Annotated in this window: 23 protein-coding genes; 12 read left to right on the top strand and 11 right to left on the bottom strand. The window is 42.8% G+C overall.

Translation table 11 applies throughout. The features are described 5' to 3' along the window. Positions 1–155 precede the first annotated feature (155 nt). The 4 genes from RMX89_RS19655 (at position 156) to RMX89_RS19640 (ending at position 4,478) form a co-directional block, all read left to right on the top strand. Positions 156–770 (top strand): phycobilisome rod-core linker polypeptide, encoded by a 615-nt coding sequence (locus tag RMX89_RS19655; protein ID WP_322690114.1) that lies wholly within the window; start codon positions 156–158, stop codon positions 768–770. A gap of 344 nt (positions 771–1,114) precedes the next feature. Continuing rightward, positions 1,115–2,086, top strand: coding sequence for a hydroxymethylbilane synthase (gene hemC / locus RMX89_RS19650; RefSeq protein WP_322690113.1), 972 nt, complete (start codon positions 1,115–1,117; stop codon positions 2,084–2,086). Between the two features lie 134 nt (positions 2,087–2,220). Continuing rightward, positions 2,221–3,660 (top strand): glycogen synthase GlgA, encoded by a 1,440-nt coding sequence (glgA, locus tag RMX89_RS19645; RefSeq protein ID WP_322690112.1) that lies wholly within the window; start codon positions 2,221–2,223, stop codon positions 3,658–3,660. A gap of 257 nt (positions 3,661–3,917) precedes the next feature. Then, positions 3,918–4,478 carry a sugar O-acetyltransferase gene (locus RMX89_RS19640; protein ID WP_322690111.1) on the top strand — a complete coding sequence of 187 codons (561 nt, stop codon included), beginning with the start codon at positions 3,918–3,920 and terminating at the stop codon, positions 4,476–4,478. Positions 4,479–4,510: 32 nt separating this feature from the next. Here RMX89_RS19640 and RMX89_RS19635 read toward each other — a convergent pair whose 3' ends face one another. Continuing rightward, positions 4,511–5,782: a HEAT repeat domain-containing protein gene (locus RMX89_RS19635; protein WP_322690110.1), complete on the bottom strand. Its 1,272-nt coding sequence runs from the start codon at positions 5,780–5,782 to the stop codon at positions 4,511–4,513. A gap of 286 nt (positions 5,783–6,068) precedes the next feature. Between RMX89_RS19635 and RMX89_RS19630 the strand changes: the two genes are divergently transcribed. Together RMX89_RS19630 and RMX89_RS19625 are read left to right on the top strand one after the other, a co-directional pair. Beyond that, positions 6,069–6,308: a hypothetical protein gene (locus RMX89_RS19630; RefSeq protein ID WP_322672025.1), complete on the top strand. Its 240-nt coding sequence runs from the start codon at positions 6,069–6,071 to the stop codon at positions 6,306–6,308. A gap of 32 nt (positions 6,309–6,340) precedes the next feature. Then, positions 6,341–7,249, top strand: coding sequence for a HEAT repeat domain-containing protein (locus RMX89_RS19625; protein ID WP_322690109.1), 909 nt, complete (start codon positions 6,341–6,343; stop codon positions 7,247–7,249). Between the two features lie 47 nt (positions 7,250–7,296). Here RMX89_RS19625 and RMX89_RS19620 read toward each other — a convergent pair whose 3' ends face one another. The 4 genes from RMX89_RS19620 to RMX89_RS19605 all read right to left on the bottom strand — a co-directional run bounded on the left by RMX89_RS19620 (position 7,297) and on the right by RMX89_RS19605 (position 9,669). Continuing rightward, positions 7,297–7,899, bottom strand: a complete 603-nt coding sequence (locus RMX89_RS19620; RefSeq protein WP_322672023.1) for a HEAT repeat domain-containing protein — start codon at positions 7,897–7,899, stop codon at positions 7,297–7,299. Positions 7,900–8,089: 190 nt separating this feature from the next. Then, positions 8,090–8,584: a bleomycin hydrolase gene (locus tag RMX89_RS19615; protein ID WP_322672022.1), complete on the bottom strand. Its 495-nt coding sequence runs from the start codon at positions 8,582–8,584 to the stop codon at positions 8,090–8,092. Between the two features lie 78 nt (positions 8,585–8,662). Then, the gene (locus RMX89_RS19610; RefSeq protein WP_322672021.1) at positions 8,663–9,220 is read right to left on the bottom strand and encodes a bleomycin hydrolase; all 558 of its coding nucleotides are present in this window, start codon (positions 9,218–9,220) and stop codon (positions 8,663–8,665) included. Between the two features lie 278 nt (positions 9,221–9,498). Continuing rightward, the gene (locus RMX89_RS19605) at positions 9,499–9,669 is read right to left on the bottom strand and encodes an NblA/ycf18 family protein (RefSeq protein ID WP_242060871.1); all 171 of its coding nucleotides are present in this window, start codon (positions 9,667–9,669) and stop codon (positions 9,499–9,501) included. A 302-nt stretch (positions 9,670–9,971) separates the two neighbouring features. On the opposite strand from RMX89_RS19605, the gene RMX89_RS19600 reads away from it, so the two are divergent. The 3 genes from RMX89_RS19600 to RMX89_RS19590 all read left to right on the top strand — a co-directional run bounded on the left by RMX89_RS19600 (position 9,972) and on the right by RMX89_RS19590 (position 12,339). Then, entirely contained in the window at positions 9,972–10,577 is a 606-nt protein-coding gene (locus RMX89_RS19600; RefSeq protein ID WP_409882169.1) for a phycobiliprotein lyase, read from the top strand. Beyond that, positions 10,578–11,120 (top strand): hypothetical protein, encoded by a 543-nt coding sequence (locus tag RMX89_RS19595; RefSeq protein ID WP_322684924.1) that lies wholly within the window; start codon positions 10,578–10,580, stop codon positions 11,118–11,120. A 451-nt stretch (positions 11,121–11,571) separates the two neighbouring features. Then, positions 11,572–12,339 (top strand): phycobilisome rod-core linker polypeptide, encoded by a 768-nt coding sequence (locus tag RMX89_RS19590; protein ID WP_322690108.1) that lies wholly within the window; start codon positions 11,572–11,574, stop codon positions 12,337–12,339. Between the two features lie 168 nt (positions 12,340–12,507). Here RMX89_RS19590 and RMX89_RS19585 read toward each other — a convergent pair whose 3' ends face one another. The 3 genes from RMX89_RS19585 to RMX89_RS19575 form a co-directional block, all read right to left on the bottom strand. Beyond that, positions 12,508–13,425, bottom strand: a complete 918-nt coding sequence (locus tag RMX89_RS19585; protein ID WP_322690119.1) for an RluA family pseudouridine synthase — start codon at positions 13,423–13,425, stop codon at positions 12,508–12,510. A gap of 242 nt (positions 13,426–13,667) precedes the next feature. Continuing rightward, the gene (locus tag RMX89_RS19580; protein WP_322672067.1) at positions 13,668–14,018 is read right to left on the bottom strand and encodes a DUF952 domain-containing protein; all 351 of its coding nucleotides are present in this window, start codon (positions 14,016–14,018) and stop codon (positions 13,668–13,670) included. Further along, complete coding sequence (locus RMX89_RS19575; RefSeq protein ID WP_322690107.1) at positions 14,015–14,470, bottom strand: KGK domain-containing protein; 456 nt, start codon at positions 14,468–14,470, stop codon at positions 14,015–14,017. Before RMX89_RS19575 ends, RMX89_RS19580 begins: the two co-directional genes overlap by 4 nt. Before the next feature lie 375 nt (positions 14,471–14,845). Between RMX89_RS19575 and RMX89_RS19570 the strand changes: the two genes are divergently transcribed. Further along, positions 14,846–15,379 carry a DUF4352 domain-containing protein gene (locus RMX89_RS19570; protein WP_322690106.1) on the top strand — a complete coding sequence of 178 codons (534 nt, stop codon included), beginning with the start codon at positions 14,846–14,848 and terminating at the stop codon, positions 15,377–15,379. Positions 15,380–15,468: 89 nt separating this feature from the next. Here RMX89_RS19570 and RMX89_RS19565 read toward each other — a convergent pair whose 3' ends face one another. Then, on the bottom strand, positions 15,469–16,983 hold the full coding sequence (locus RMX89_RS19565; RefSeq protein WP_322690105.1) for a thioredoxin-like domain-containing protein: 1,515 nt from the start codon (positions 16,981–16,983) through the stop codon (positions 15,469–15,471). 38 nt (positions 16,984–17,021) lie between these two features. Then, on the bottom strand, positions 17,022–17,639 hold the full coding sequence (locus RMX89_RS19560; protein WP_322684922.1) for a Uma2 family endonuclease: 618 nt from the start codon (positions 17,637–17,639) through the stop codon (positions 17,022–17,024). A 206-nt stretch (positions 17,640–17,845) separates the two neighbouring features. Between RMX89_RS19560 and glsA the strand changes: the two genes are divergently transcribed. Continuing rightward, positions 17,846–18,760, top strand: a complete 915-nt coding sequence (glsA, locus tag RMX89_RS19555; protein ID WP_322690104.1) for a glutaminase A — start codon at positions 17,846–17,848, stop codon at positions 18,758–18,760. Between the two features lie 363 nt (positions 18,761–19,123). Here glsA and RMX89_RS19550 read toward each other — a convergent pair whose 3' ends face one another. Then, positions 19,124–20,794: a hypothetical protein gene (locus RMX89_RS19550; protein WP_322690118.1), complete on the bottom strand. Its 1,671-nt coding sequence runs from the start codon at positions 20,792–20,794 to the stop codon at positions 19,124–19,126. A gap of 533 nt (positions 20,795–21,327) precedes the next feature. Here RMX89_RS19550 and psaA point away from each other — a divergent pair. Further along, positions 21,328–23,586 carry a photosystem I core protein PsaA gene (psaA, locus tag RMX89_RS19545; RefSeq protein WP_322684920.1) on the top strand — a complete coding sequence of 753 codons (2,259 nt, stop codon included), beginning with the start codon at positions 21,328–21,330 and terminating at the stop codon, positions 23,584–23,586. The last annotated feature ends 50 nt before the right edge of the window (positions 23,587–23,636 follow it).

Below are 23,636 nucleotides of genomic sequence, written 5' to 3'. Positions count from 1 at the left end.
TCTAATTCTATTTGATTCGCGTTCTCTCATATCGCTTTTAGTCTAAACTCCAGTATTCCCCCTCATCTCGAAATCATCGTGTATCTGGATATGAGATTCTTGGCGACGAGCAACCTAGAATTTATACAACCCAATATCTGCAATCATCACTAGAAATGGATGCCTTGATTAAAGCAGCTTATCGCCAGATTTTCCACGAACAACAGATGCTAGATAGTAACCGCCAAATCTGTCTAGAATCCCAACTAAGAACTGGTCAAATTACAACTAGGGATTTCATTCGAGGATTAGCAATATCTGATGCATTTCGGCGACTCAATTACGAAAGCAACAACAATTACCGCTTTGTGCAGATATGTATACAGCGCTTATTGGGTCGTGAGGTTTACAATGAACGCGAAAAACTAGCCTGGTCGATTGTGCTAGCTAGTAAAGGACTGCACAGGTTTATCGACGATTTGGTGGATAGTGAGGAGTATATGAGTAACTTTGGTTACAATACAGTCCCCTATCAACGGCGACGGATTTTACAAGGACGCTCTTTAGGAGAATTACCATTTGCCAGAATAGCTCGTTATGGCGAAGATTATCGCGATAAATTGCCGCTTCCCTTGACGAAAAAGCAGGTTGAGCCTTTTAATTTACAAACCTTCTTACGCAGTTCTGACAGAGATGTGGTGTTATTGCTATTAGCTTCGACACTGGTACTGATTGTCTTGTTTAGTTTGCTGACTACATTTGGTTATTTCCCAAAATTTGGTGGGTACTAGCTGAAACTTGAGATGTAGCGATCGCTCACAATGGCGATCGCTACACCCAGCAGTCAGAACTTTACAAACAGCTACAAACACTCAACAACAAACTCAATAGTTAGCTAAAGTTCGCTCACAAAGAGCAATGAAAATTCCTTTTCCCCATTCCCCATACTTCGACTGCGCTAGGTACAAGTTCCCCGTTCCCCATCCCCTTCTATATATTTGAGATTTCATAAACAAGCTTTTGGTAAAGAATTGTAATCCAAAATCCAAAATCTAAAACCCAAAATTCGCATGAGTCCCTGACTACGGTAGTCTAGATGAGAGTGAATTTATCGCCTCCTTTGATATATTGTTTTATGACTTCAGTTGTTTCTAGTCCCCCACGCACTATTCGGATCGGCTCACGTAAAAGCCAACTTGCTCTGGTTCAGACCTACTGGGTACAAGAGCAACTACAGAAAAGCTTTCCTGATATCACTTTTGAAGTCCACACCATGTCTACCCAAGGCGATAAAATCTTGGACGTAGCATTAGCTAAGATTGGCGATAAAGGACTTTTTACTAAAGAACTTGAACTCGGAATGATCGATCAAGAGATTGACTTTGCAGTTCATTCTCTTAAGGATTTGCCGACTCACTTACCAGAAGGGTTAACGTTAGCAGCAATTACTGAACGAGAAAACCCAGCAGATGCATTAGTGGTGCATGAAAAGCACAAAGATAAACAAATCGATACGTTGCCAGAAGGTGCGGTAATTGGTACATCTTCTCTACGGCGGTTAGCACAGTTACGCCATCATTTCCCTCACTTTACCTTTAAGGATGTGCGAGGAAACTTAATTACACGGTTGGCAAAACTGGATGCAGGTGAATACGATGCTTTGATTTTGGCAGCAGCAGGATTAGAGAGATTGGGAATGGGCGATCGCGTTCATCAAATCTTACCCAAAGAAATCTCCCTCCACGCGGTTGGACAAGGAGCTTTGGGGATAGAATGCCGTGCTGATGATAGTGAAGTGCTATCTCTACTCAAAGCAATTGAACATACTGAAACACGCGATCGCTGTCTTGCCGAACGATCTTTTCTCCGTTCTCTAGAGGGTGGATGTCAAGTACCTATCGGTGTAAATACAGAAATATCTGGTGATAATTTAACTTTAACCGGGATAGTCGCCAGTGTAGATGGTCAAAAGTTTGTCAAAGATACCGTCACCGGACTTGCCAATAACGCCGAAACACTAGGCACAGAACTAGCAGAACTGTTGCGAAAACAGGGCGCGCAAGAAATTTTATCAGAAATTTTTGCGGTGATTCAACGCGGTTCCTAAGCAATTGGGCAAGCCAATGTGATTAGATAATAATTGATCGCCGTTGCACTGATGTGCCAGACGCGACTTGTCGCGTTGGTCGGGATTTCAAAAAGTTAATTTGACAATATCGACTCAGGGAAGCAAAAATTACCATGCGGATTCTATTTGTTGCAGCAGAGGCGGCACCAGTTGCGAAAGTAGGAGGAATGGGTGATGTTGTCGGGGCATTACCCAAAGTCCTGAGAGAAATGGGGCATGATGTGCGGATATTCTTGCCTTACTACGGCTTCCTGCCAGACAAAATGGAAATTCCCCAAGAACCCATCTGGTGGGGAGATGCCATGTTCCAGCACTTTGCAGTATACGAAAGCATTCTGCCTGGTACTGATGTTCCCTTGTACTTATTTGGACATCCGTCCTTCATGCCGCGCCGCATCTATTCTGGAGATGATGAAGATTGGCGGTTCACATTGTTTGCTAATGGTGCAGCCGAGTTCGCCTGGAATTACTGGAAGCCAGATATTATCCATTGTCACGATTGGCATACAGGAATGATTCCCGTATGGATGCACCAAGATCCTGATATCACCACAGTGTTTACCATCCATAACCTGGCTTATCAAGGGCCGTGGCGTTGGTATTTAGAGAAAATTACTTGGTGTCCCTGGTATATGCAAGGACACAACGTCATGGCGGCGGCGGTACAATTTGCCAATAAGGTAAATACAGTTTCGCCTACCTATGCCGATCAAATCAAGACAGCTACTTACGGTGAAACATTAGAAGGTTTGCTGTCTTTTATTAGCGGTAAATTATCTGGAATTATCAACGGTATTGATACCGAAGTTTATAACCCAGAAAATGACAAATACATTGAGCAAACCTTTACTGCTGATACTTTAGAAAAACGCAAAGCCAATAAAATTGCTTTGCAACAAGAAGTAGGATTAGAAGTCAATTCCAAAGCCTTTTTTATTGGGATTGTTACCCGATTAGTAGAACAAAAAGGCATTGATTTAATATTGCAAATCCTCGATCGCTTTCTATCTTATACAGATGCCCAGTTTGTACTGTTGGGGACAGGCGATCGCTACTATGAAACTCAGATGTGGCAATTAGCATCTCGCTTTCCCGGACGCATGGCAACTTACTTACTGTATAACGATGCCCTGTCTCGCCGGATCTACGCTGGTACTGATGCCTTCTTGATGCCTAGCCGTTTTGAACCATGCGGTATTAGCCAAATGATGGCTTTGCGCTACGGTTCTGTGCCGATTGTCCGCCGCACAGGTGGATTAGTTGACACCGTAACCCATCACGATCCTGAAAATGCTGCTGGTACTGGTTATTGCTTCGATCGCTATGAACCGTTAGACCTTTTCACCTCTATGATCCGAGCTTGGGAAGGCTTCCGTTTCAAACCGCAATGGCAAGAACTACAACAACGCGGCATGAGTCAAGATTTTAGTTGGTATCAATCTGCCAAGCAGTACGTGAAGTTGTACAGGTCAATTTTCGGTTTGCCAGAAGAAGAGGAGACACCAGAACCAAAGTTAGTTTTAAACGAAGCAGTCACCAGTAGTAAGTCCTAAACCGCCAGTAGAGGCGTACAGATGTGCGTTTCTACTCCTAACTTTAAATAACTCAATTTGCTAGTTATGGATTCGGGCGATACCTTCTCTACGAGACGCTACGCATAGCAAGATCCCCAAAGGGGTACGGTGAGCTTCTGTAAGAGACGCTGCCCCAAAGGGGTACGCTAACGCAAAACTTTTCGGTTTACTGAAATTGAAATCTGGTTTAGTATTGTACTTCATGAACCTGCAATCTGCTGTAAAGAGGCGTCATTGTGCTTAGTGAACGCGAGAAGATGTTGGCAGGAGAGCTGTATAACAAGCTTGACCCTGAACTAGTCCGCGCTCGCGACCGGGCGCGGGACTTGTGTCAAGACCTCAATGCCATGCGCTTTTCCCAACACGAGGAGCGTCAGCGCATCCTCCAAGAACTGTTGGGCGCAGGAGGCGAGGACGTGTGGATACAGTCGCCATTCTTCTGCGACTACGGGTTCAACATACTGATCGGGAAGAAGTGCTTTTTCAACTTCAACTGCGTTGTACTCGATGTCTGCCAGGTCAAAATCGGAGATTACACATTGTTTGGCCCAGGGGTGCAGATTTATACTGCCACCCACCCGCTTAACGCAAAGTTGCGCCGCCAGCAGGAGTTCGGCAAGTCGGTCGAGATCGGCTCTGACGTGTGGGTTGGCGGCGGGGCTGTCATTTGTCCGGGCGTGACAATCGGTTCGGGGTGCGTCATCGGTGCGGGCAGCGTAGTCACCCACGACATTCCCGCTGGGGTGTTAGCTGCTGGCAACCCCTGCCGTGTTATCCGGGAACTAACGGATATCTAGGCTTAATATAACTCCTGAATTCTAACTTCTAACTATTGAGTACTTGTTGCTTTCGCCCTAATTAACCAATCACGATCGCCAGTACAAATTTCCCGACCGGATGAGTCTCCTAAGCGGTCTAGCGCCAATAAACAAGCGTATTTCAAATCCCAAATCGGCGTATTTAAGCAAATTTTAATTTCAGGAATCGCTCGTGAATCACCCAATTCACCAAGAGCGATCGCACACGCAGCACGAGATTTCTGAAACTGAGGTTCGCGGTTGTGCAGGTTTTCTACTAATAAATCGTAGGCGGGAGCATATTTCAGCCAACCGAAAAGTTTCATCACATGATAATGAGCGCCATAGTCGTTATATGCTTTGTCGCTATAAGTTGCTAGAAGTGCTGCTGGTGCTTCTTGTGGATAAATATCTAGTAAAGTTTTTGTCGCTAAATAGCAACGTCCAAAATCGGTTTCGTAGAGTTCGTTAATCACAAAATCTAGAACAGGGGTAGCATCATACTCATGTACTAGATCGAGATCGTTGGGACGATCGTAGAGTACCTGCTCTAAGTAAGGTTGAATTTCTGTAAAGGTAATTTCACCATTGGGAACCCCTGCATCCAAAAGCATCCGCAATCCTCGCAACCGAAATACCAGAGATACTGGACAACGAGCGATTTCTGGGATGGCTTTGTAGTAGCGGGAATCAATCAAATCTTGAATGCAACCGCGTCGTGCATTGACGCTAGAACTTTGCAGTAGCGTCATTACCTCAGTAATTTGGGAGTAGTCACCCGTGAATCGACAAACTGTAGCGATCGCCGCACTACGGGTAGGTTCATCCTCAACTTGGGTAAATTTCCGCACACGTTCAAGGGACGGCTGATAATCAGCGTTAGCTAGAGTGTGGATAATGACTCGATAGATTTGACCTGGTTTATCTAGCAGTTGCGCCACCTCTTCGAGAATTTCTGGATCTTTAGTCCCGATTTCTCCGATCGTCCACACAGTATTTTCAACAGTATAAATATCATCATCTTTAAGACATTGCCGAATTACAGGTAAAGCTGATTGTGCCTGCAATCGCCCCAGACTTTCCACAGCTTTGCGTCGAACAATGCGGTGGTCTAACTCATCAGGGTTACTGTTTTCAATCGCCCGCACCAAAGCCGCGATCGATTGCTCAGTCGGGAAGTTAATTAAATGGGAAACAGCAATATACTTATCAGAAGCGTCTTCGAGTTGTTCTAATGGTGTATCGATAATTGCGATCGCTTCTTCTTCTGTTAAGCCAAACATTTTAAAAAAACGTTTATCCATTGATCTGTAAATTGCTCTTGGATAATTGCTTTGAAGTCACTTTTACTATCGTACTAGGGACTGGGTACTAGTTATTGGGCATTAGAAAATAATGTAGTTGAGTTAGACTTTTGAAGATTTACATCAAAAAGCTTTACCAGTGGTAACGCGATCTGAGAAGATCGAAACATATACATTTGTCAGCTATTAGTTAGTTGTCTCTCTTTAGCGAATAACCAAATACAAATATTTTTGGGAACACCATCGCACATCATTCATATAAACACATATTTAGGAAACAAAGCTTATGGATGAAACTTCAGAACTCACAACAACCGATAACGTAACCGCTCAAGATGTAGCAGAAGTGATTGCAGAACTTGAGCAATATCGGGAACGTCTAGTTCAAGAAACTACGGAAACGGCAAAACGGGCTAAGTTGAAGAAAGTAAGCGTTATGGCAAACCTGGAGCCTGAGCTTGCCAAGATTGATTCTGCCCTCCAGGAACTCCGTAATCAGCAAGCTGCGCTGAATGGCAGCAACTAGTCATTTGTCTTGATAATTTAGCTAGAGATTATATGCTCAACTCCGAAACTCAATCCGGGACAGATTCGTTAAATCTGTCCCATGCAGAAACTGACGCTTTATTTAAAGCGGTGAGTGAGCAATTAAGCTTAAACACCTTCAACTCGGATGACCAAGAGCTAGTAAAGCAGATGGTTGAGAGTATGGGAGACTCACGAGGCATGGTTAGGTTGAGTTTTGCAGAGGCTTTGGGTAAAATCGGCAAACCAGCGACCCCTTTATTGATGGAAGCTGTGGCAAATCATCCCAACCCAGTTGTGCGGAGAGCCAGCGCTAAAACCTTGACACTGATTGCTGACCCGATCGCAGTTCCGACTTTGGTCAATGCCCTGTTAAATGATGAGGATATGGTGGTCAAAACCTCATCAGTGGGGGGGCTTGCCAAAATAGGTGAGGCAGCTGTACCAGCATTGCTGAAAATCTTAGCGTCAACCGAGTATCCAGAAAGTGCCAAAGGCCATGCCGTATGGGCGTTAGGATTTATTGGTGCAGAGGCGAAGGAGCATTTATATCGAGAGATTAACTCCGACTCCGCTGAAGTTCGGGCTGCGGTGGTGGGTGCGATCGCTAAAATTGCTCAAGAAGGCACTCAAGAAGGAGCATTTAATATTTTAATTAATGCTCTCAACGATCCATCTGAAATTGTCAGGTGTGAAGCCGCAGCAGCTTTGGGTAGCCTGACTTATCGTTCGGCAATTCCTAGCCTTGTTGAATTACTACATCATCCCGATTGGGAAACCCGAAAAGCAGCAGCTCTGGCATTGATGAAAATTGGCGATGGTGCTGCTTTAGAACCCCTGCAAGCTGCATTAACTGAGGAAGAAGAAGCGGGGGTTCAGGCGGTGATGAAGTTGGCAATTTCTCAAATTGAGAGGCAGTTAGAAGAGGAAGCTTGGGAATAAGGCGATGGACATTTTCCATTTGAGCGCATAATTAGCGATCGCTACTCTCAGTTATATTTAATCACTTGATCTAATCGGGGCAAAGCGCTCACTGCTGACTCTCGAACATACGGATCGACAGATTCATCATTTGTCAATGCCGTCAGCACTTCCACCCCACGGATATCGCCCATCGAACCGAGTGCATTGACGATAGCCACAGCTACCGCCACATTATCTATTGTTTTCAAAGCTTCAGTCAAAATTTCAAAGGCGGGAGATCCAATCTCACCCAGTGCCATTACGGATGCAATATAAACAACTGGATTTGGGTCATTAAGCGCTGTTTGCAATCCCTGTAAGCCCTCATTCGGGAAGGGAACATCGGGATGATTAGCAGCAACCTGTGCTAGAGCTTTAGCACAACTACCCCGAATGGTTGCATTATCACTATTTACTAATGACTCTACCAGTAGCGGAACAGCATCTGTCCCAATAGCACCCAGTGCTTTTACCGCAGCTCGACGATAGGTGACATCTTCTTCATCTAAAATACCCATCAGCCGAGGAATGGTATTTTCATCACGGACATCAGCCAGTTCCCACATAGCTCGTTCCCGCAAATTGGGATTGGGGTGTTTTAATTGTGCAAATAGAGAATCTATTGTCATAAAAGAAAATTTCCCTGTTTAAATCCCCCAAGTTCGATAATTACGAATTACGAATTACGAATTACGAATTATTAACAACAGAGGGACTCTTGGTCAATCACCCAACCTGATACAGGCAAAGCAACAGACTGAGAGTCCCTAAGTTTTAGAGTATGACGATCGCTCGTTTACGTCTAGTCAATCTCTATGACTATGAAAGGGAGTTGATTACGTAGTCGAGGAGATTGCGGAACTCAACCAACGCTTGAGGAGACAAGTCGCGAGGAGCGCAAGCGCGATCGCGAGTATAAGTCAATGCAGTAACGTAGGGAGCGGTGGGCAGATTCAAAGAGCGATAAACTTCGCGAGCACCTGCAATACCCCACTCATCCAGAGGGCCAGTACCGCCCACAACTAAGCTGTAGTTGATCAAGCGTAGGTAGTGCTTGATGTCGCGCAGGCACTTGTCTTTCTTAACTTGAGTGTCGCCAGCTTCACCTTCTTGGCTCAGGAAAGGATATTTCTTGAATGCAGCATCATAACCTTCCTTAGCTACAGCATCGATACCAGAAGCTAGCTTTTCAGCAGCTTCTAAACGAGCATTAGCACGTTGAATACTACCTTGAACGGATTCTAGATCGGAGGTGGTTGGAAAACGACCTGCTGCATCAGCAGATCCAATAACTGTAGTGATAACTGATTTCATTGCTTTTTATACTCCAGATTAGATTTGATCGAGTTTTAATTTCAGTTTGCTTGGCTAATAGCCTTTAACCATGAGCGATTAGCTTAGAGCAGAAATAACGCGATCGAAATAGCTAGCAGCTTCAGCAGCTAGAGCAGAGCAGTCGCCTTGAACAACTTCTTGTTTGCGGAATCTTTTGCCAGCGTTAGCTTCAGTGTTGGTGTTGGTGATGTGAGCAACGCTGATCGCTTTCAGGATTTGGAAAGCCCGTACAGAAGATCCAGTGGGTACGCCCAAAGCTGTGTAAGTTTCTTTCAGACCGTTCAAAGCGCGATCGTCCAATACGGAAGAATCACCAGCCAACAATGCATAAGTTACATAGCGCAGAACGATTTCAGCATCGCGCAAGCAAGCAGCCATCCGACGAGTGGGGTACAAGTTACCACCAGATTGAATCAAACCTGTGTTTTCACAAGCAATCCCAGCAATGGCATCAGAAACCGCACAGCTAGCGTTGCTGGCGATCGCATTCACTGCATCAAGGCGCTTGTTGCCTTCAGCGATGAAAGACTTAAGGGCTGCTAAGTCAGCACCACCGATAGGAGCGGTTTTAGCATCAGCTGAAATTACAGCTCTGGAAAAAGCATCAAGAACCATGAGTTCTCCTTAATATTCACAAATGGCGGATATTATTTTTGGCGTGTTTTCAAGCAGGTTAACTGCGAGTAGCCAAACAAAAACATAGGGGATCGATAGTACCCTAGTCTTTACTATGAGAGACAAAGTAATAATCTGTAATATTTACCTGGAATTTGCTTTCCCGATCGAGAAATCAAGTTTTAGCCGAAATTGAGCAAAAAAATTAAGACTTACGCATTTTGATGGAACTCTCCCATTGCGTAAGTCTTAAGGAAATAATTTTGTTTTTTAGTCGATCAAGCTTGTTTTAACAAATGTTTGACCAAATTATCTTTCACCATCATCTGCCGTAAAACTTCTAGTAAAAATTCTTGAGCCTCTTGTTGACTCAAATTTTTTACCTGATCTTTCAAATTTTGTAAGCGAAACTGTTGCTCTAAAGTTAATTCGACTGGAAAGTCCATCATTCACTCCTGTGATTGATTGAATCGAAAAGTATTTGTTGTTAGTGGAAGACGATCGCTTTCTACTAGTTTAGCACTTGGATATTAAAATGTCTATATTGTCAAGCTATAAGAAATCAGACTCATAAAACTTTACAATTACATGACAACATATTTGTCCCTCCCTTTCTAGGGTGTTTATTGAAGCTGACCACTAATCGCTGTAATGTTTAGAATGTTTATATACCAACTACTCTAAAAACAAAGACCTCGTAAAACATCATCCGCAGGAGTAATAAGTAGGAGTCAGAAGATTGATAGACGCAATGGAATTTTTTCAGCTAAGTGCTGGTAAGTGGCGATCGCAACGTGCAACTCATCATCTGGCGTTCAAACGCTCAGAGATAGGAGAATCGGATATACAGGTAGAAACTCTCGATGCTAATCATCCCGAAATCATTGAATTGTGCCGCTATCATGAGATTGACCCCAGCCTTTGTGTCGGTGGTTCGCGTGTGCGTTGGCTAGGGACAATGGCCTGGGATCGAGAGGATGAGGAGAATCATCAGGGGAAAACCATATTTGCGATCGTGCCTGATGGCGATAATCCAAGGCAAGGCAAATTACTCCGTGAAAGAGGTTATGCGGAAATAGTGCCTGTAGTTGGTCTTTTTCACATGGATGATGAAGATGGACTAGTATTGACAACCGAATATGAAACAATGAGTTCCATTGAGCGATTCTGGTTCGCCAGCCCAAATATGCGACTAAGAACCAGTACAGTCAAAAGGTTTGGCGGCTTTAGCACCGCATCGTTTTGTAGCGAAAGCCGCATTGATTCTGTTGAGGCTTCTAGCTCAGAAGAAGTCACACAAAGACAAGGAGCGGATATTTTGGAAAAAAGACAATTTTATTCAGTTTTGGGCTGGTGAATGATTCTTAAGCAGAGCGATGCTTTTACTCGTGGGCAAGATTATCTGCGTCTGGTACAGGGGCTTGCCCTAGAACCGGGTATGGTGAATGTGTTTGATAACCTGCGCGATCGCATTCCCATTTGCACTTGGATCGGTGAGAATATTAACGCTGTGAACGCTCAGATCAACAACTATCTAGAAGTTTGTCATCAGTGTTTTCATCCCCAAGAGCGTCGCCACATCCAAATTTTTGCAGTCCCCATAGCTCAATCTTTTGGCATAGATGGGCTGTGCAACATTCTCACAAACCCAATCACTATTCTGGTAGATGTTGGTCGAGTTGCACCTAAAGACTGGTTTGGTGTAGTCGTCCATGAATACGCCCATGCCCATCTAGGAGAGTTTGGTCACAACGAGCAATTTGCTAGCATCCTATCTCATCTATGCTTAGGGCTGGGATTGGAACCACCCTACTGGGAGGCAGGAATGGAAGCAACTTTGCGTAGCTGGCCTTACTGTAAATCAACCATAGATCCCCTGGAATTTTGGATAGGTCGTTGAGTCGCCGAGGGAGGCAGGGGGCAGGGGAGATGAGGGGACAAGGAGATAAACAAAACTCTTAACTCCTAACTCAGCACTCCTAACGCCCAATGCCCCATTCCCAATGCCCCATGCCCAATGCCCAATCTCCTATATCCTATTAATTTCTTTTGCTAAATGTTAAAAATTATTGCTTCAGTTCAAAAAGGTGAAACTGAATCTCCTAATCTAAAATATGTGAATAAAATTTTTTAGTCATTTACGTAGTCATTAAGCTGGAAGTCTGATTACCTATTTTTCTTGATTAGCTATGGGTTGAATCCAGCAAACTAATCATTTATACTACGAATACTTAAATTTCCCTTAGTTAAGTTTCGTGAAATTTTATCAGAATCTGAAGTTCTGATACAACTACTCCCTTAATATGTGATTAAAAGTTGTTAACTTTAATTAAGAACATGGAGGCTTTAGAGTGCCACTTCCTCTGTTAGAATATAGCCCTTCAAGTCAAAACCAGCGTGTAGCTGCGTATGAAGTACCTGGTGATGAACAACCCAGGATTTTCACTACTGACAATATACTTTCTCCGTCAGATTTAGGCGATCTGATAGAAGCAGCATATCGTCAAATTTTCTTTTATGCCTTTGCTGCCGATCGCGAAACATATTTAGAGTCTCAACTCCGTAATGGACAAATTACAGTACGGGACTTTATTCGTGGGTTGGTGCTTTCCAATACCTTTAAGAAAAGCTTTTACGACCTCAACAATAACTATCGCTTTGTTGAGCAAGTAATTCAGCGGGTTCTAGGACGCGATCCATACAGCGAACGGGAAAAAATCGCCTGGTCAATTGTAGTCGCTACCAAGGGGATTGTAGGCTTTATTGATGAAGTGCTCAACACTGAAGAGTACCTGAGCAATTTTGGATACTCCACAGTGCCTTATCAGCGCCGTCGGATACTCCCATCCCAATCTGAGGGTGAGTTGCCATTCAACATCAAATCTCCGCGATACGAAGATTATCACCGTGCCAAACTGGGTTTCCCCCAAATCATTTGGCAAGTCGAAGTACGCAGATTCCTTCCACAAGAGCAAAAGCCCAAGGCTGGCGATCCAGCTTTATTCTTGGGTTTAGCACAAAGTATCAATGCAACTGGCAATGCTCCACAACGGATCTCGCCATACAACATCGATATCGAAAAGTCTGTACCTTATCGGCAACTGTCAGGAATTAAATAATGATTTGTGGTCGGTGGCTGGCTAGTACATCCATTCGATCGCTTTATAGCGTGCATAAGTCTTGGGTTATGTAGGAGTTTTATTTAGATATAACTAAGTGAAACAGACTCTATCCCATGTCTAATGCACGCTAGTTGTTAATGGGGATTGGACATTGGGCATTGGGCGTTAAAGTGTAGTTCGTCTTTTTAGTATCTCTAAAAGTTTTGTGAAGTGGGCGGGAGGAGTCGCTGTCACCTCAATCAACTCCTCAGATAAGGGATGCTGCAATTTGAGTCGCCAAGCGTGTAGTGCTTGACCAGGTAAATTTACACCCACTGAATGGCCAGAACTATAAACTGGATCGCCGACAATGGGATGACCGATTTTGCTGCTGTGGACGCGAATTTGATGGGTGCGTCCAGTTTCTAATTGAAAGTGAATTAAGGTGAAGTTACCAAGACGTTCTAATATTTTCCAGTGAGTGACGGCGACTCGTCCGCCTTGTTCGACAGGCATAACAGCCATTTTTTTGCGGTCTTGGGGATGACGACCAATTGGCAAGTCGATAGTGCCACTTTCAGTTTTTGGCGCACCGTAAACTATGCCCAAGTATTCTCGTCGTGCAGTTTTTGCTTTCAGTTGTGCTTGTAGATGATGATGGGCAATATCTGTTTTAGCGATCGCGATCGCACCCGTAGTATCCTTATCCAATCGATGGACAATTCCTGGACGTTGGACTCCACCAATTCCTGGTAAATTGGGACAGTGAGCCAATAGGGCATTTACTAAAGTACCATCTGGATGACCGGGCGCAGGATGGACAACTAAACCTGCGGGTTTATTAAGAATAAGTAACTGGTCGTCTTCGTAAAGGATATCTAAAGGGATGTCTTCGGCTTGCAGTTCTAAAGGTTGAACTTCTGGTATTTCAAGAGTGATGCAATCTCCTACTTTGACATCGATCTTCTTGGATGTGCAAACTCGATCGTTAAGTTGGACATTACCCTGTTCGATTAACTGTTGGATGCGGGAACGGGATAAGTCTGGTAATTCTTGTGAAAGGTAACGGTCGAGGCGATCGCCTTTGGTGTTGACGCAGTGGATCGTACTCTTAAAGGGAAGCAAGCTAGGTGTAGCATCCTCATGTGGAGCTGACAAGCGATCGCCCTTGGTGTTGGCAAAGCGATCGCTATTTTCTTGGATTTGTAAATTAAATTCGGTCACAATTGCTCTAGATTATTAATTCCCCTTCTTTAAGTAAAGCGCGGAATGCTTTAAATGGCTTCTCGTCTTTCTTCTTCTGCATCCTTGCCGTTCGCGTAGCGTGTCGCAGACAAGCTAATTAGTTATTCTAAATCTATAACTTCTTGCGGCAACTCAAATAAACCATCTTTCCCAGCTTTAAAGTCAATCACTTGATACACAGCATCAATATTTAACTCACCATAAATGTGAGGAAATAATTCTCCTATTTCAGCAGGTTCATAGCGAATTTCAGCTTGGACTTTATCAGAATCAATAAACAGTAGTACCAATTCTTTTTGATTATCAAAAAATCTCTTTGCAACCTTGAGTATTTGCGTGGACTTTGAACAATGTATAAAACCTTCACTGTCTAAAGAATCAGCGCGATATCTACCGATATTTTTTGCTTGTTCCCATTGTTGGCGTTTGGTAATGTGGAGAATAGTGTTCATGTCGCTTGTATCATTTTACGAATATCATCTAAAGGCGATTCAGGTTCATTAGGATTATTAGGATAAAATTCTAACACTACAGTAATATTTAGTTTGATACTTTCTTTATAAGTTGATGGAGAAATAATTTTTGTCAATACTTTTATTCTGAGTTTTCCTGCTTGCCAGTTTGTAGAGCCAACTTTTAAAAGTTTACAATTTATACCTTCGCTAGAAGATTGCCATGTAATATCTTCAGCTTGGAAATTTACCTCATTTATGCATACATTTTGAAAAATTCCTGAAACAGTGATATTAGTATTATCTGTTTTTTTGTAAAACTTGTGTATAAAATTTTCAGATATCAATTCTTTGAATCTGCTAACGATATATGTATCTTTATTAAATAACAAAACATCAGCATCAAAGTCTAATAGTTGGCATATCTTGTTCATATTAATCCTAGTAGTCAATGTAAATTAGGAATTTTCAGCATGATAGTCTAAAGCAATCAACTATTTTAATCGGAAATTGTTAACATAAATTCAGTGATAATACTGGTATTAAGGTTGCTAAAGATAGTTTAGTAATCCTAAATAAGTTACAAACAAAAATATCCCTGACTTCTTCAAGAATTCTGGGATCTGAACCTATCGCTGCTTGCAGATCAAATAGGATTGCTATAGTTAATCTCTAACCTTTGACTGGTTTGGCTTCTTCTCAAAAATTAGAGGTAGTTCAGCTTATGAAATTTTATCAGTTGTTAACGTTGGTTAATTTTTGGGAATTATAATAACGAAGCTCTCGAAATGCTTAAAGAGGTTTAGATATATAACCAGAGTGCAACCATGAATAAATTTAAATACTTATCTATTGCAGTATTGTTACTTATCATTTCTGCCTGTACACCTTCGCAAGAAGCCAAATTAGAACCTTCGTCATCTCAAGCAAACACCGCCGATACTACTAACATTGAACCAGCTTCAAAAGCAGTCAACGGTAAAGTTAATCAAAAAGGTTGGGAAGTTAGCGCAACAGGTGTTAAATATGCAGGACAGATAATTAAAGGAGAGTACCGAACATACGAAGCGGCTGAAGTTTGGACAGTGGTTTCTGTAACCGTTAAAAACACAAGTAGCAAAAGACAACGAGAGGATAATGCATGGTTCACTCTTCTATTGTCAGAATTAGTTGACTCCAAAGGCAACAAATACGATTATAAAGACAGGGAGATAAAATATGATACTGATTTGTTAAGTAAACCCTTCTCTCCAGGTGAAGCTCGTTCTGTAGATTTCCTGTTTGACACACCTAAAGGAATCAAGGCAGATAAATTTATAATTAAGGATAAAGATTTTAAATCTATCTCTTTAAAACTTTAACTTTCAGTAACACTATTTAATTTATTCTCTTTTTAATATCACGCAAAGGCGCAAAATTTTTATTTGCATCTTTGCATGATATTATCATTCTATAAATTCGGTGGTATACAAATATTCGGCGCGCATAAACCAGGAAATTTAAGCGTTATTACTTCAAAAGTATTCAAATCTACACAACGAATAGCATGATTATTGGTATCAGCAATATATAGATATGAATTTATACCACTCAATCCCGAAGGTTCAAAAAACCGAGTGTTCTTACCTTGACCATCTTGTAAACCAGCAGTACCATCTCCCAAAACTGTTTGACAATTCCCATTAGGGCTAACTAATTTAATTTTATGGTTATAAGTATCTGCTACCCACAGAAAATTCTGCACGTATTCCACTCCTAAACAGTGTTGTAAACGGACATCTTCACCTTGTCCATCTACATCGCCAAAACCAAATAAACCGCCACTACCGCAAACAGTTCTTACTTGATACGGTTCTACAATTCCCACACCACGAATTGAACTAACTTCACTGTCAGCAATATATAATTCTTGCTCATTATTAGTAATACCGCTAGGTTGAGCAAAGGCAGACTCAGTAAGTGAACCATCAATACACGCTTCTGCACCAGTACCAGCATAAGTTTTAATGATGCCAGTTTCTAAGTCCATTTGCCAAATTTGATGCGGCCCAGCCATTGCAATAAATAGAGTATTTCCTACTTTCACTAAATCCCAAGGAGAATTTAGCGCGGTTTCTAAACCAGCACCACCATGAGGATGGATATTACGGCTTTGTTCGCCAGTTCCCGCAATAGTTTCAACGATTTGGTGCTTGAAATCAACTCGCCGCAGCGCATGATTTTCTGTATCAGCAACATAAAGAATCTGATTTTCGGCATCATAAGCCATTCCTTGCGGTGCAAAAAATTGCGCTTCGCTAAACAAACCATCGGTTAAGCCAGATTTTCCAGTACCAATTAAATGTAGAATTTCTCCGTCGAAACTACTCATAACTAGGCGATGATGTCCAGAATCAGCAATGAATAAACCCATTTGAGTAGCTAGAACTTTCCCAGGAAAAGCTAAAGGTGTGATTAATGGTTGGCGCTGTTTTTCTAAAGTTAAGCTGATTTCTTGGAAATTAATTGTGCCTTTGTCTTGGTGTTGCTGAATTAACTTTTGAATCAACTCATCTAAAGTGTCACGATTTCCTTCACCAGAAATCTGGGCGATCGCGTAACCTTCTGGATCGATAATTATTAACGTAGGCCAAGCACGCACAGCATACTCTTCCCAAATCCGAAAACCTCTGTCAACTACAACTGGATGTTCGATGTCGTAGCGTAGGATAGCTTGGCGAATATTTTCTGTTTCCTTTTCGTTGTCAAATTTGGCAGAATGTACGCCAATAACGGTAAGACTATCTTTATATTTTTGTTCTAAATATTTCAGGTTTGGCAAAATATGCAGACAATTGATACAGCAGTATGTCCAAAAGTCTAAAATTATGACTCTACCTTTAAGTTGTTTAAGAGATAAGGGTTTATCGGTGTTGAGCCAAGAGTAATTTTGGGGTAATTCTGGCGCTCTGACACGAGGAATCATCTTTATTGCCTACTCTGATAATTTAGTAAAATCAATATTTATTGACCAGCATTAAAAACTTGTTCTGCCGTCAACTCTAACTCAGAGAAAGTAGGAGATATTATTTGATCGCTACCCCGAAACTGACTGACTTGGTATTCTCCATCAATTAGTTGATAAACTGAAATAGTGGGTTGTTTAGGATTACCAATAAATTTCCTAGCTCCTAAAGCGGCATAATCAACAATCCAATATTCAGGAATACCCATCTCTTCATAATCGGCAAGTTTCAGATAATAATCATCACGCCAATTAGTACTGACAACCTCAATTACTAAAGGAATTGATGTACCCTTAGTCACAATAGAAGATTTTTCCCAAAGAGGTTCATCAACCAAAGCCACATCATTTAATATTAATACATCAGGGAAATAACCTGATTCTCTCTCCGGTGGTTTTACAATTGCTTGATTGGGGATAAAGTAGGCGAGATTTAATCGTCTAAACTCTAAAGTCAATTCAGCAGATGAAAATCCTTTTATCCTTTCATGTTTCCCAGTTGGCTGTGCCATTTCGACAATTTCCCCATTATGTAGTTCGTAGCTTACCCCAGAGTTTTCGGGATACCAGGTGATAAATTCGTCAAAGGGAACTATTTTAGGTAAGGTTTTGGTCATAATAATTGATTACTGTAGGTTGTGTTTTTATTCTAGAGTGCTGTACCTTCCTTGGTTTCTTCCTTCCAATTTGATGAAATAAGCCGATAAAAAATAATCATATATTACCGCGTGCTGCTACTAGAGGCTTAGACAAACGTACGTACAATTATAAGAAATCACTGTTACTTGCTATTTAATAAATGAACTTTTAGAAAATTTATACTTTGAAAGGACTTGACAAACTAACTATTACGGACTTATGCGCCTGGGTTCAACTAGCTAAAATTCAGGCTGAACACGGAAAAGTTATCGATCGCATTCCGCAATTAGCTTTAGCTAATCCTGGTTGGTTTGCAGTTCATATCTGCTGTGAATCTGGACACACCATCAGCTTTGGGGATACAGCTTGTGTGTTCCCGCTAATGAGTGTGATTAAGACATTTTCTCTACTTTATCTGCTAGAACATCTCGGAGCAGAAACTGTTTTTGGCTGGGTTGGGGTGGAACCATCAGATGCACCCTTCAATTCTTTAGAACAATTAATTAGCGATCGCGCCCATCCCCGCAACCCGATGATTAATAGTGGGGCAATTACCCTGTCTGAGAAGTTACCAGGACAGAACGCTAATCAACGCACTCTCTTATTTTGTCAATGGCTTAACCAATTAGCAGGTTGCCAACTAAGCTTAGATGAGGTGATGCTAGCTTCAGTGCGATTAACCCGTTCAACAGCCAATGAAGCGATCGCTAATTATCTCGCCGAAGCCGGTCATCTCGAAAATATTGAAACAGCACTTGACACCTACGAGCAAATATGCTGTATTTCTGGGCAAGTTGAAGATTTAGCCTTGTTAGGAAAACTGCTAGCTTGTGAAAATAGCTATTTATCAGCACAAAACCGCCGGATTGTCAATGCTGTGATGTTAACTTGTGGACTTTATGAAGCTTCTGCCGAGTTTGCAGTCAGAATTGGTTTACCAATGAAATCAGGAATTGGTGGTGGGCTTGTAGCAATAGTACCAGGTGAGGGAGCGATCGCTTGTTACAGTCCAGCTTTGGATGGTGTAGGAAATCCGGTAGCGGGTCTTGCTTTTGTTGAGGCTTTAGCACAAGAGTTGCAGCTGAGTATTTTTGGCTAAATCCTGTTTTTGAATAGGCAGAGAAATGATAAATTCTTGTCAGCACTTCGACAGGATGGGTAATGGTTCGACTCGTCAAAAAAGCTTGGTATATTTTTGAGAACCACCCTTTTCGGCTCAATTGTACGACGGCGATATCACCGAAAACTAATGGAAAATTTGCATCTGGAATCTGGAAAGCCAGATTAATCCTAAGTAAAATAAGAGTCAATACTTACTTAGAATTCCCAGTTATTCAGTAAAAGCAAAAATTTGGAAATTTTCTAACACATATTGCTGAGTCCGATGACGCAGAAGAAAAGTGATTTATTTCACTTCTCTGCTGCCTCTACCAGCCTTCAAGGTATAACTAAATCTTGTTTTTTATGGCTGTTGCACTTGTTTTTCGGGTAATTCAGCAGAAGGTGTTGGCGTTACCTCTGCCTGTGGTTCTAGTGTTGGCGTAATAATTTCGGGTGCTGGAGACTCAATAATCTCTGGCAGCGTTGGTGGCAAACTAGGAGATGGGGCAACTGTTACTTGGGGAGTAGGTGTCTTGGTCGTTCGACGGTTGAAAAATCCGCCAAATCTAGATTTTGTTGGCTGAGGCGTAACTTTTTCGGGTAACGGCGTTGATTCGGGAGTTGGTATTACCTCCGGCTGTGATTCTGGTGTTGGCGTAATAATTTCTGGTGTCGGAGACTCAATAATCTCTGGCAGTGTGGGTGGCAAACTAGGAGATGGTGCAACTGGTGCTTCTGGGGTAGGAACTTTACCAGCCCCACGATTAAAAAATCCACCAAATCTAGGTTTTGTTGGCTGAGGCGTTACTTTTTCAGGTAACGGTGTTGATTCGGGAGTTGGTATTACCTCTGGCTGTGGTTCTGGTGCTGGAGACTCAATAATTTCTGGTGGTGTTGGGGACAAGCTGGGAGTTGGTGTAGCTGTGGGAACTTCTAATTTTGGTTGTTCTGGCTGTATTTTGGATTGTTCTGGAATTTCAGTTTCTGGAAGCGGCTGTTTTTCTACCTTAGGCTGTGTTGGGGGTGTTTTTTCTACAGAAGGTGTGGGTGTGGGTTTAGGTGCAAGTTTATAATTCGGGTCTACAATAGGGCGCACCTCATCTGCTGTGAGTTCTCCTCTGACAATTCTCGACAAAGTGTCTTTACCCTTTGGCTGGTAGTCAATCAATCTAACTGTGGTATTGAAAGCATTTTTGACAGCATTTCCCTGATTATCGAGAAATTCTAGCTTTATCCAGTTTTTCCCTGGACGGAAGCCTTTAAGATAAACTGCCTGCCAGCGATCGAAAATAAAGCTTTCACCATTAATAGTGGAGCGGATGCGCCAATCACTGAACTCGTCGTTGGGGTTTTCCTTACCAACAAGGTGCAGAGGAGCGTTAGTTAGGTAAAAGTCCAGTAAGATTGGTTCTGCCCCGTAGCTACTTTGAGGACGACTATAAGTTAGCAGGGGTAATTTAGGATCTGGGGTGTTGTCGTCGGTTTTAGTGAAGACGTGAAATGTTGTTTGGGCATAAGCGCCTTCATTCTTAAAGCTTTCATGCCAGGGACGAGAGGCAAAGACACGCAAGGTATGACTACCTGGAGACAAGTCTGGCAAAACTAAGGGCTGATTCAGGTCGTAAACAGGTATATAAGGTTGATTATCCAGAATTACGTGTAAATGTGGCCCCAATTGTAATTGTGGGTCTTTAAATATCGGTAGATCCTTAACCTGAAAACTGGCTGTAACTTTATTGTCTTGAAGAACTTCATCAAATTTTGGAGTAACAATTGTCACTTGTGGCTGATAAACTTCCAAAGTTGGACGCAGTTCTTGAATAACAGATGGAGGGGAAACTTCCGAAAATTGCTTTGAAATTTGAGAAATCTTTGGGGAGTTTTCTTTATAACCAGTAGATACTTCCTGGCTGTCGGCTTTCTCGCCACAACTGGTCAAGCTTAATACCAGCACTAATATCATTACCCACCTAAGAATCGGGAACCTCTGAGGGAGGAGCTTCTCTAACACCCTTTTCTGCCACGAGTTCATGCGTTGCACCCAGTGATAGTCTTCAACAATTGACAGATTATTTTGGCTCAAACTGTCCATCTGGAACTATAGCCCAAAAGGTGAAATCTGCCTCACATCCCATAAGTTTTCCTTTGTATCTCATAAAATTTTAAAATAAGTCATATTCTCTACAACGTTTTACTTGCAAAAATTGAAATATGACATAAATGTTCATGAGCAATCGCAGTAAAAGTTGGGACATCGGTTACATACAGTCAAATCATAAATTTTACGAATTGTTATTGTTTGTAAATTAAATAGCTAAACTATTGACTTTTGGACAAAAAGTTTGAAGTTAAAAGCCAGTTAAGGCATGAATTTCAGCAATATTTGAGCAAGTTTGAATTATTGTTAAAATATCTCCAACAATGTACAAGTGAAGACTTTATAATTCAACGAGAAACAACAATCCACATAGGTCTTCATCGCGGCTTCAGCAAAATGGAATTTGCGGTAATGGTTAACTTTGTGGTATTCATGATTCCTCATTCCTTATCAAGAGAGGAGGTCGAATGACAATAAGTCCTCCGGAGCGAGAGGAAAAAAAGGCAAGAGTAATCGTCGATAACGACCCGGTTCCAACGTCTTTCGAGAGATGGTCACAACCAGGGCACTTTGACAGATCCTTAGCCAGAGGTCCCAAAACCACCACATGGATTTGGAACCTGCACGCACTCGCCCATGATTTTGATACACATACAAGCGATTTAGAAGATATCTCCCGCAAGATATTCTCAGCCCACTTCGGCCACTTGGCTGTAGTGACAATCTGGTTGAGCGGGATGATTTTCCACGGCGCGAAGTTTTCTAACTACGAAGCTTGGCTAAGTGACCCGTTAAACGTTAAGCCTAGCGCTCAAGTCGTTTGGCCCATTGTCGGACAAGACATTCTAAATGGTGATGTTGGCGGTGGTTTCCACGGTATTCAAATCACCTCCGGTTTGTTCCAAGTATGGCGTGGCTGGGGGATCACAAATTCCTTCCAACTTTACGTAACTGCGATCGGTGGCTTGGTATTAGCAGGCTTATTCTTATTTGCCGGCTGGTTCCATTACCACAAACGCGCTCCTAAACTGGAATGGTTTCAGAATGTGGAGTCGATGCTGAATCACCACTTGCAAGTACTGCTAGGTTGTGGTTCCTTGGGATGGGCAGGTCACTTAATCCATGTGTCCGCACCGACCAACAAGCTTTTGGATGCAGGCGTTGCTCTCAAAGACATACCTCTGCCCCACGAGTTCATCTTGAACAAAGACTTGTTGACCGAACTGTACCCTGGCTTTGCAGCTGGTTTAGCACCTTTCTTCACCTTGAACTGGGGTCAGTATGCTGACTTCCTAACCTTCAAGGGCGGTCTGAACCCGGTAACAGGCGGCTTGTGGTTGACTGATATTTCTCATCACCACTTAGCGATCGCAGTTCTCTTTATCGTTGCTGGTCATCAGTACCGTACCAACTGGGGTATTGGTCACAGCATTAAAGAGATCCTGGAAAACCACAAAGGTCCTTTCACCGGTGAAGGTCACAAAGGTCTCTATGAAAACCTGACCTCATCCTGGCACGCTCAGTTGGCTACTAACCTGGCCTTCTTGGGTTCGCTGACCATCATCATCGCGCATCACATGTACGCGATGCCCCCCTATCCATATTTGGCAACTGACTACGCTACACAGTTGTGCATATTCACTCACCATATTTGGATCGGTGGCTTCTTGATTGTTGGTGGAGCAGCTCACGCTGCAATCTTCATGGTGCGAGATTACGATCCAGTTGTGAACCAAAACAACTTGCTGGATCGGGTGCTTCGTCATCGTGACGCGATTATTTCTCACCTGAACTGGGTGTGTATTTTCCTCGGCTTCCATAGCTTTGGGCTTTACATCCACAACGACACAATGCGTGCATTGGGTCGTCCTCAAGACTTGTTCTCTGATACAGGGATTCAATTGCAGCCAGTATTTGCCCAGTGGATACAAAATATCCACGCCTTGGCTCCTGGTACAACTGCACCCAATGCCCTAGAACCAGTTAGCTATGTCTTTGGCGGCGGTATTTTGGCTGTTGGCGGAAAAGTGGCAGCTGCACCCATTGCTTTGGGCACAGCGGACTTCCTAATTCACCACATTCACGCTTTCACCATTCACGTCACCGTCCTAATTCTGCTCAAAGGTGTGCTGTACGCCCGTAGCTCTCGTCTGATTCCAGACAAAGCAAACTTGGGCTTCCGCTTCCCTTGCGACGGCCCCGGTCGTGGCGGTACCTGTCAAGTCTCTGGTTGGGATCACGTATTCCTCGGACTTTTCTGGATGTACAACTCCCTGTCTATTGTAATTTTCCACTTCAGCTGGAAGATGCAATCAGATGTTTGGGGAACCGTAGATGCAGATGGGACTGTAACTCACATCACTGGTGGTAACTTTGCCCAAAGTGCGATTACCATCAACGGTTGGTTACGAGACTTCTTGTGGGCACAAGCTACACAAGTCATCAATTCCTATGGCAGCGCGCTATCTGCCTATGGTCTACTCTTCTTAGGCGCTCACTTTGTCTGGGCATTCAGCTTGATGTTCCTGTTCAGTGGTCGCGGCTACTGGCAAGAACTGATTGAGTCCATTGTTTGGGCGCATAACAAACTGAAGGTAGCACCAGCAATTCAGCCTCGCGCTCTGAGCATTATTCAGGGTCGGGCTGTAGGGGTAGCTCACTACCTCTTGGGAGGAATTGCCACAACCTGGGCATTCTTCCATGCACACATCCTTTCAGTAGGGTAGCAATCAGTTGTGGAGTGCTGAGTGCTAAGTGCTGAGAAAATACTCAAAAC

Source organism: Nostoc sp. DedSLP04 (genome assembly GCF_034530775.1).
Taxonomy (GTDB): Bacteria; Cyanobacteriota; Cyanobacteriia; order Cyanobacteriales; family Nostocaceae; genus Nostoc.
The sequence above is the reverse complement of the archived record's forward strand: the minus strand, read 5'-3'. Positions and strand labels throughout refer to the sequence as shown.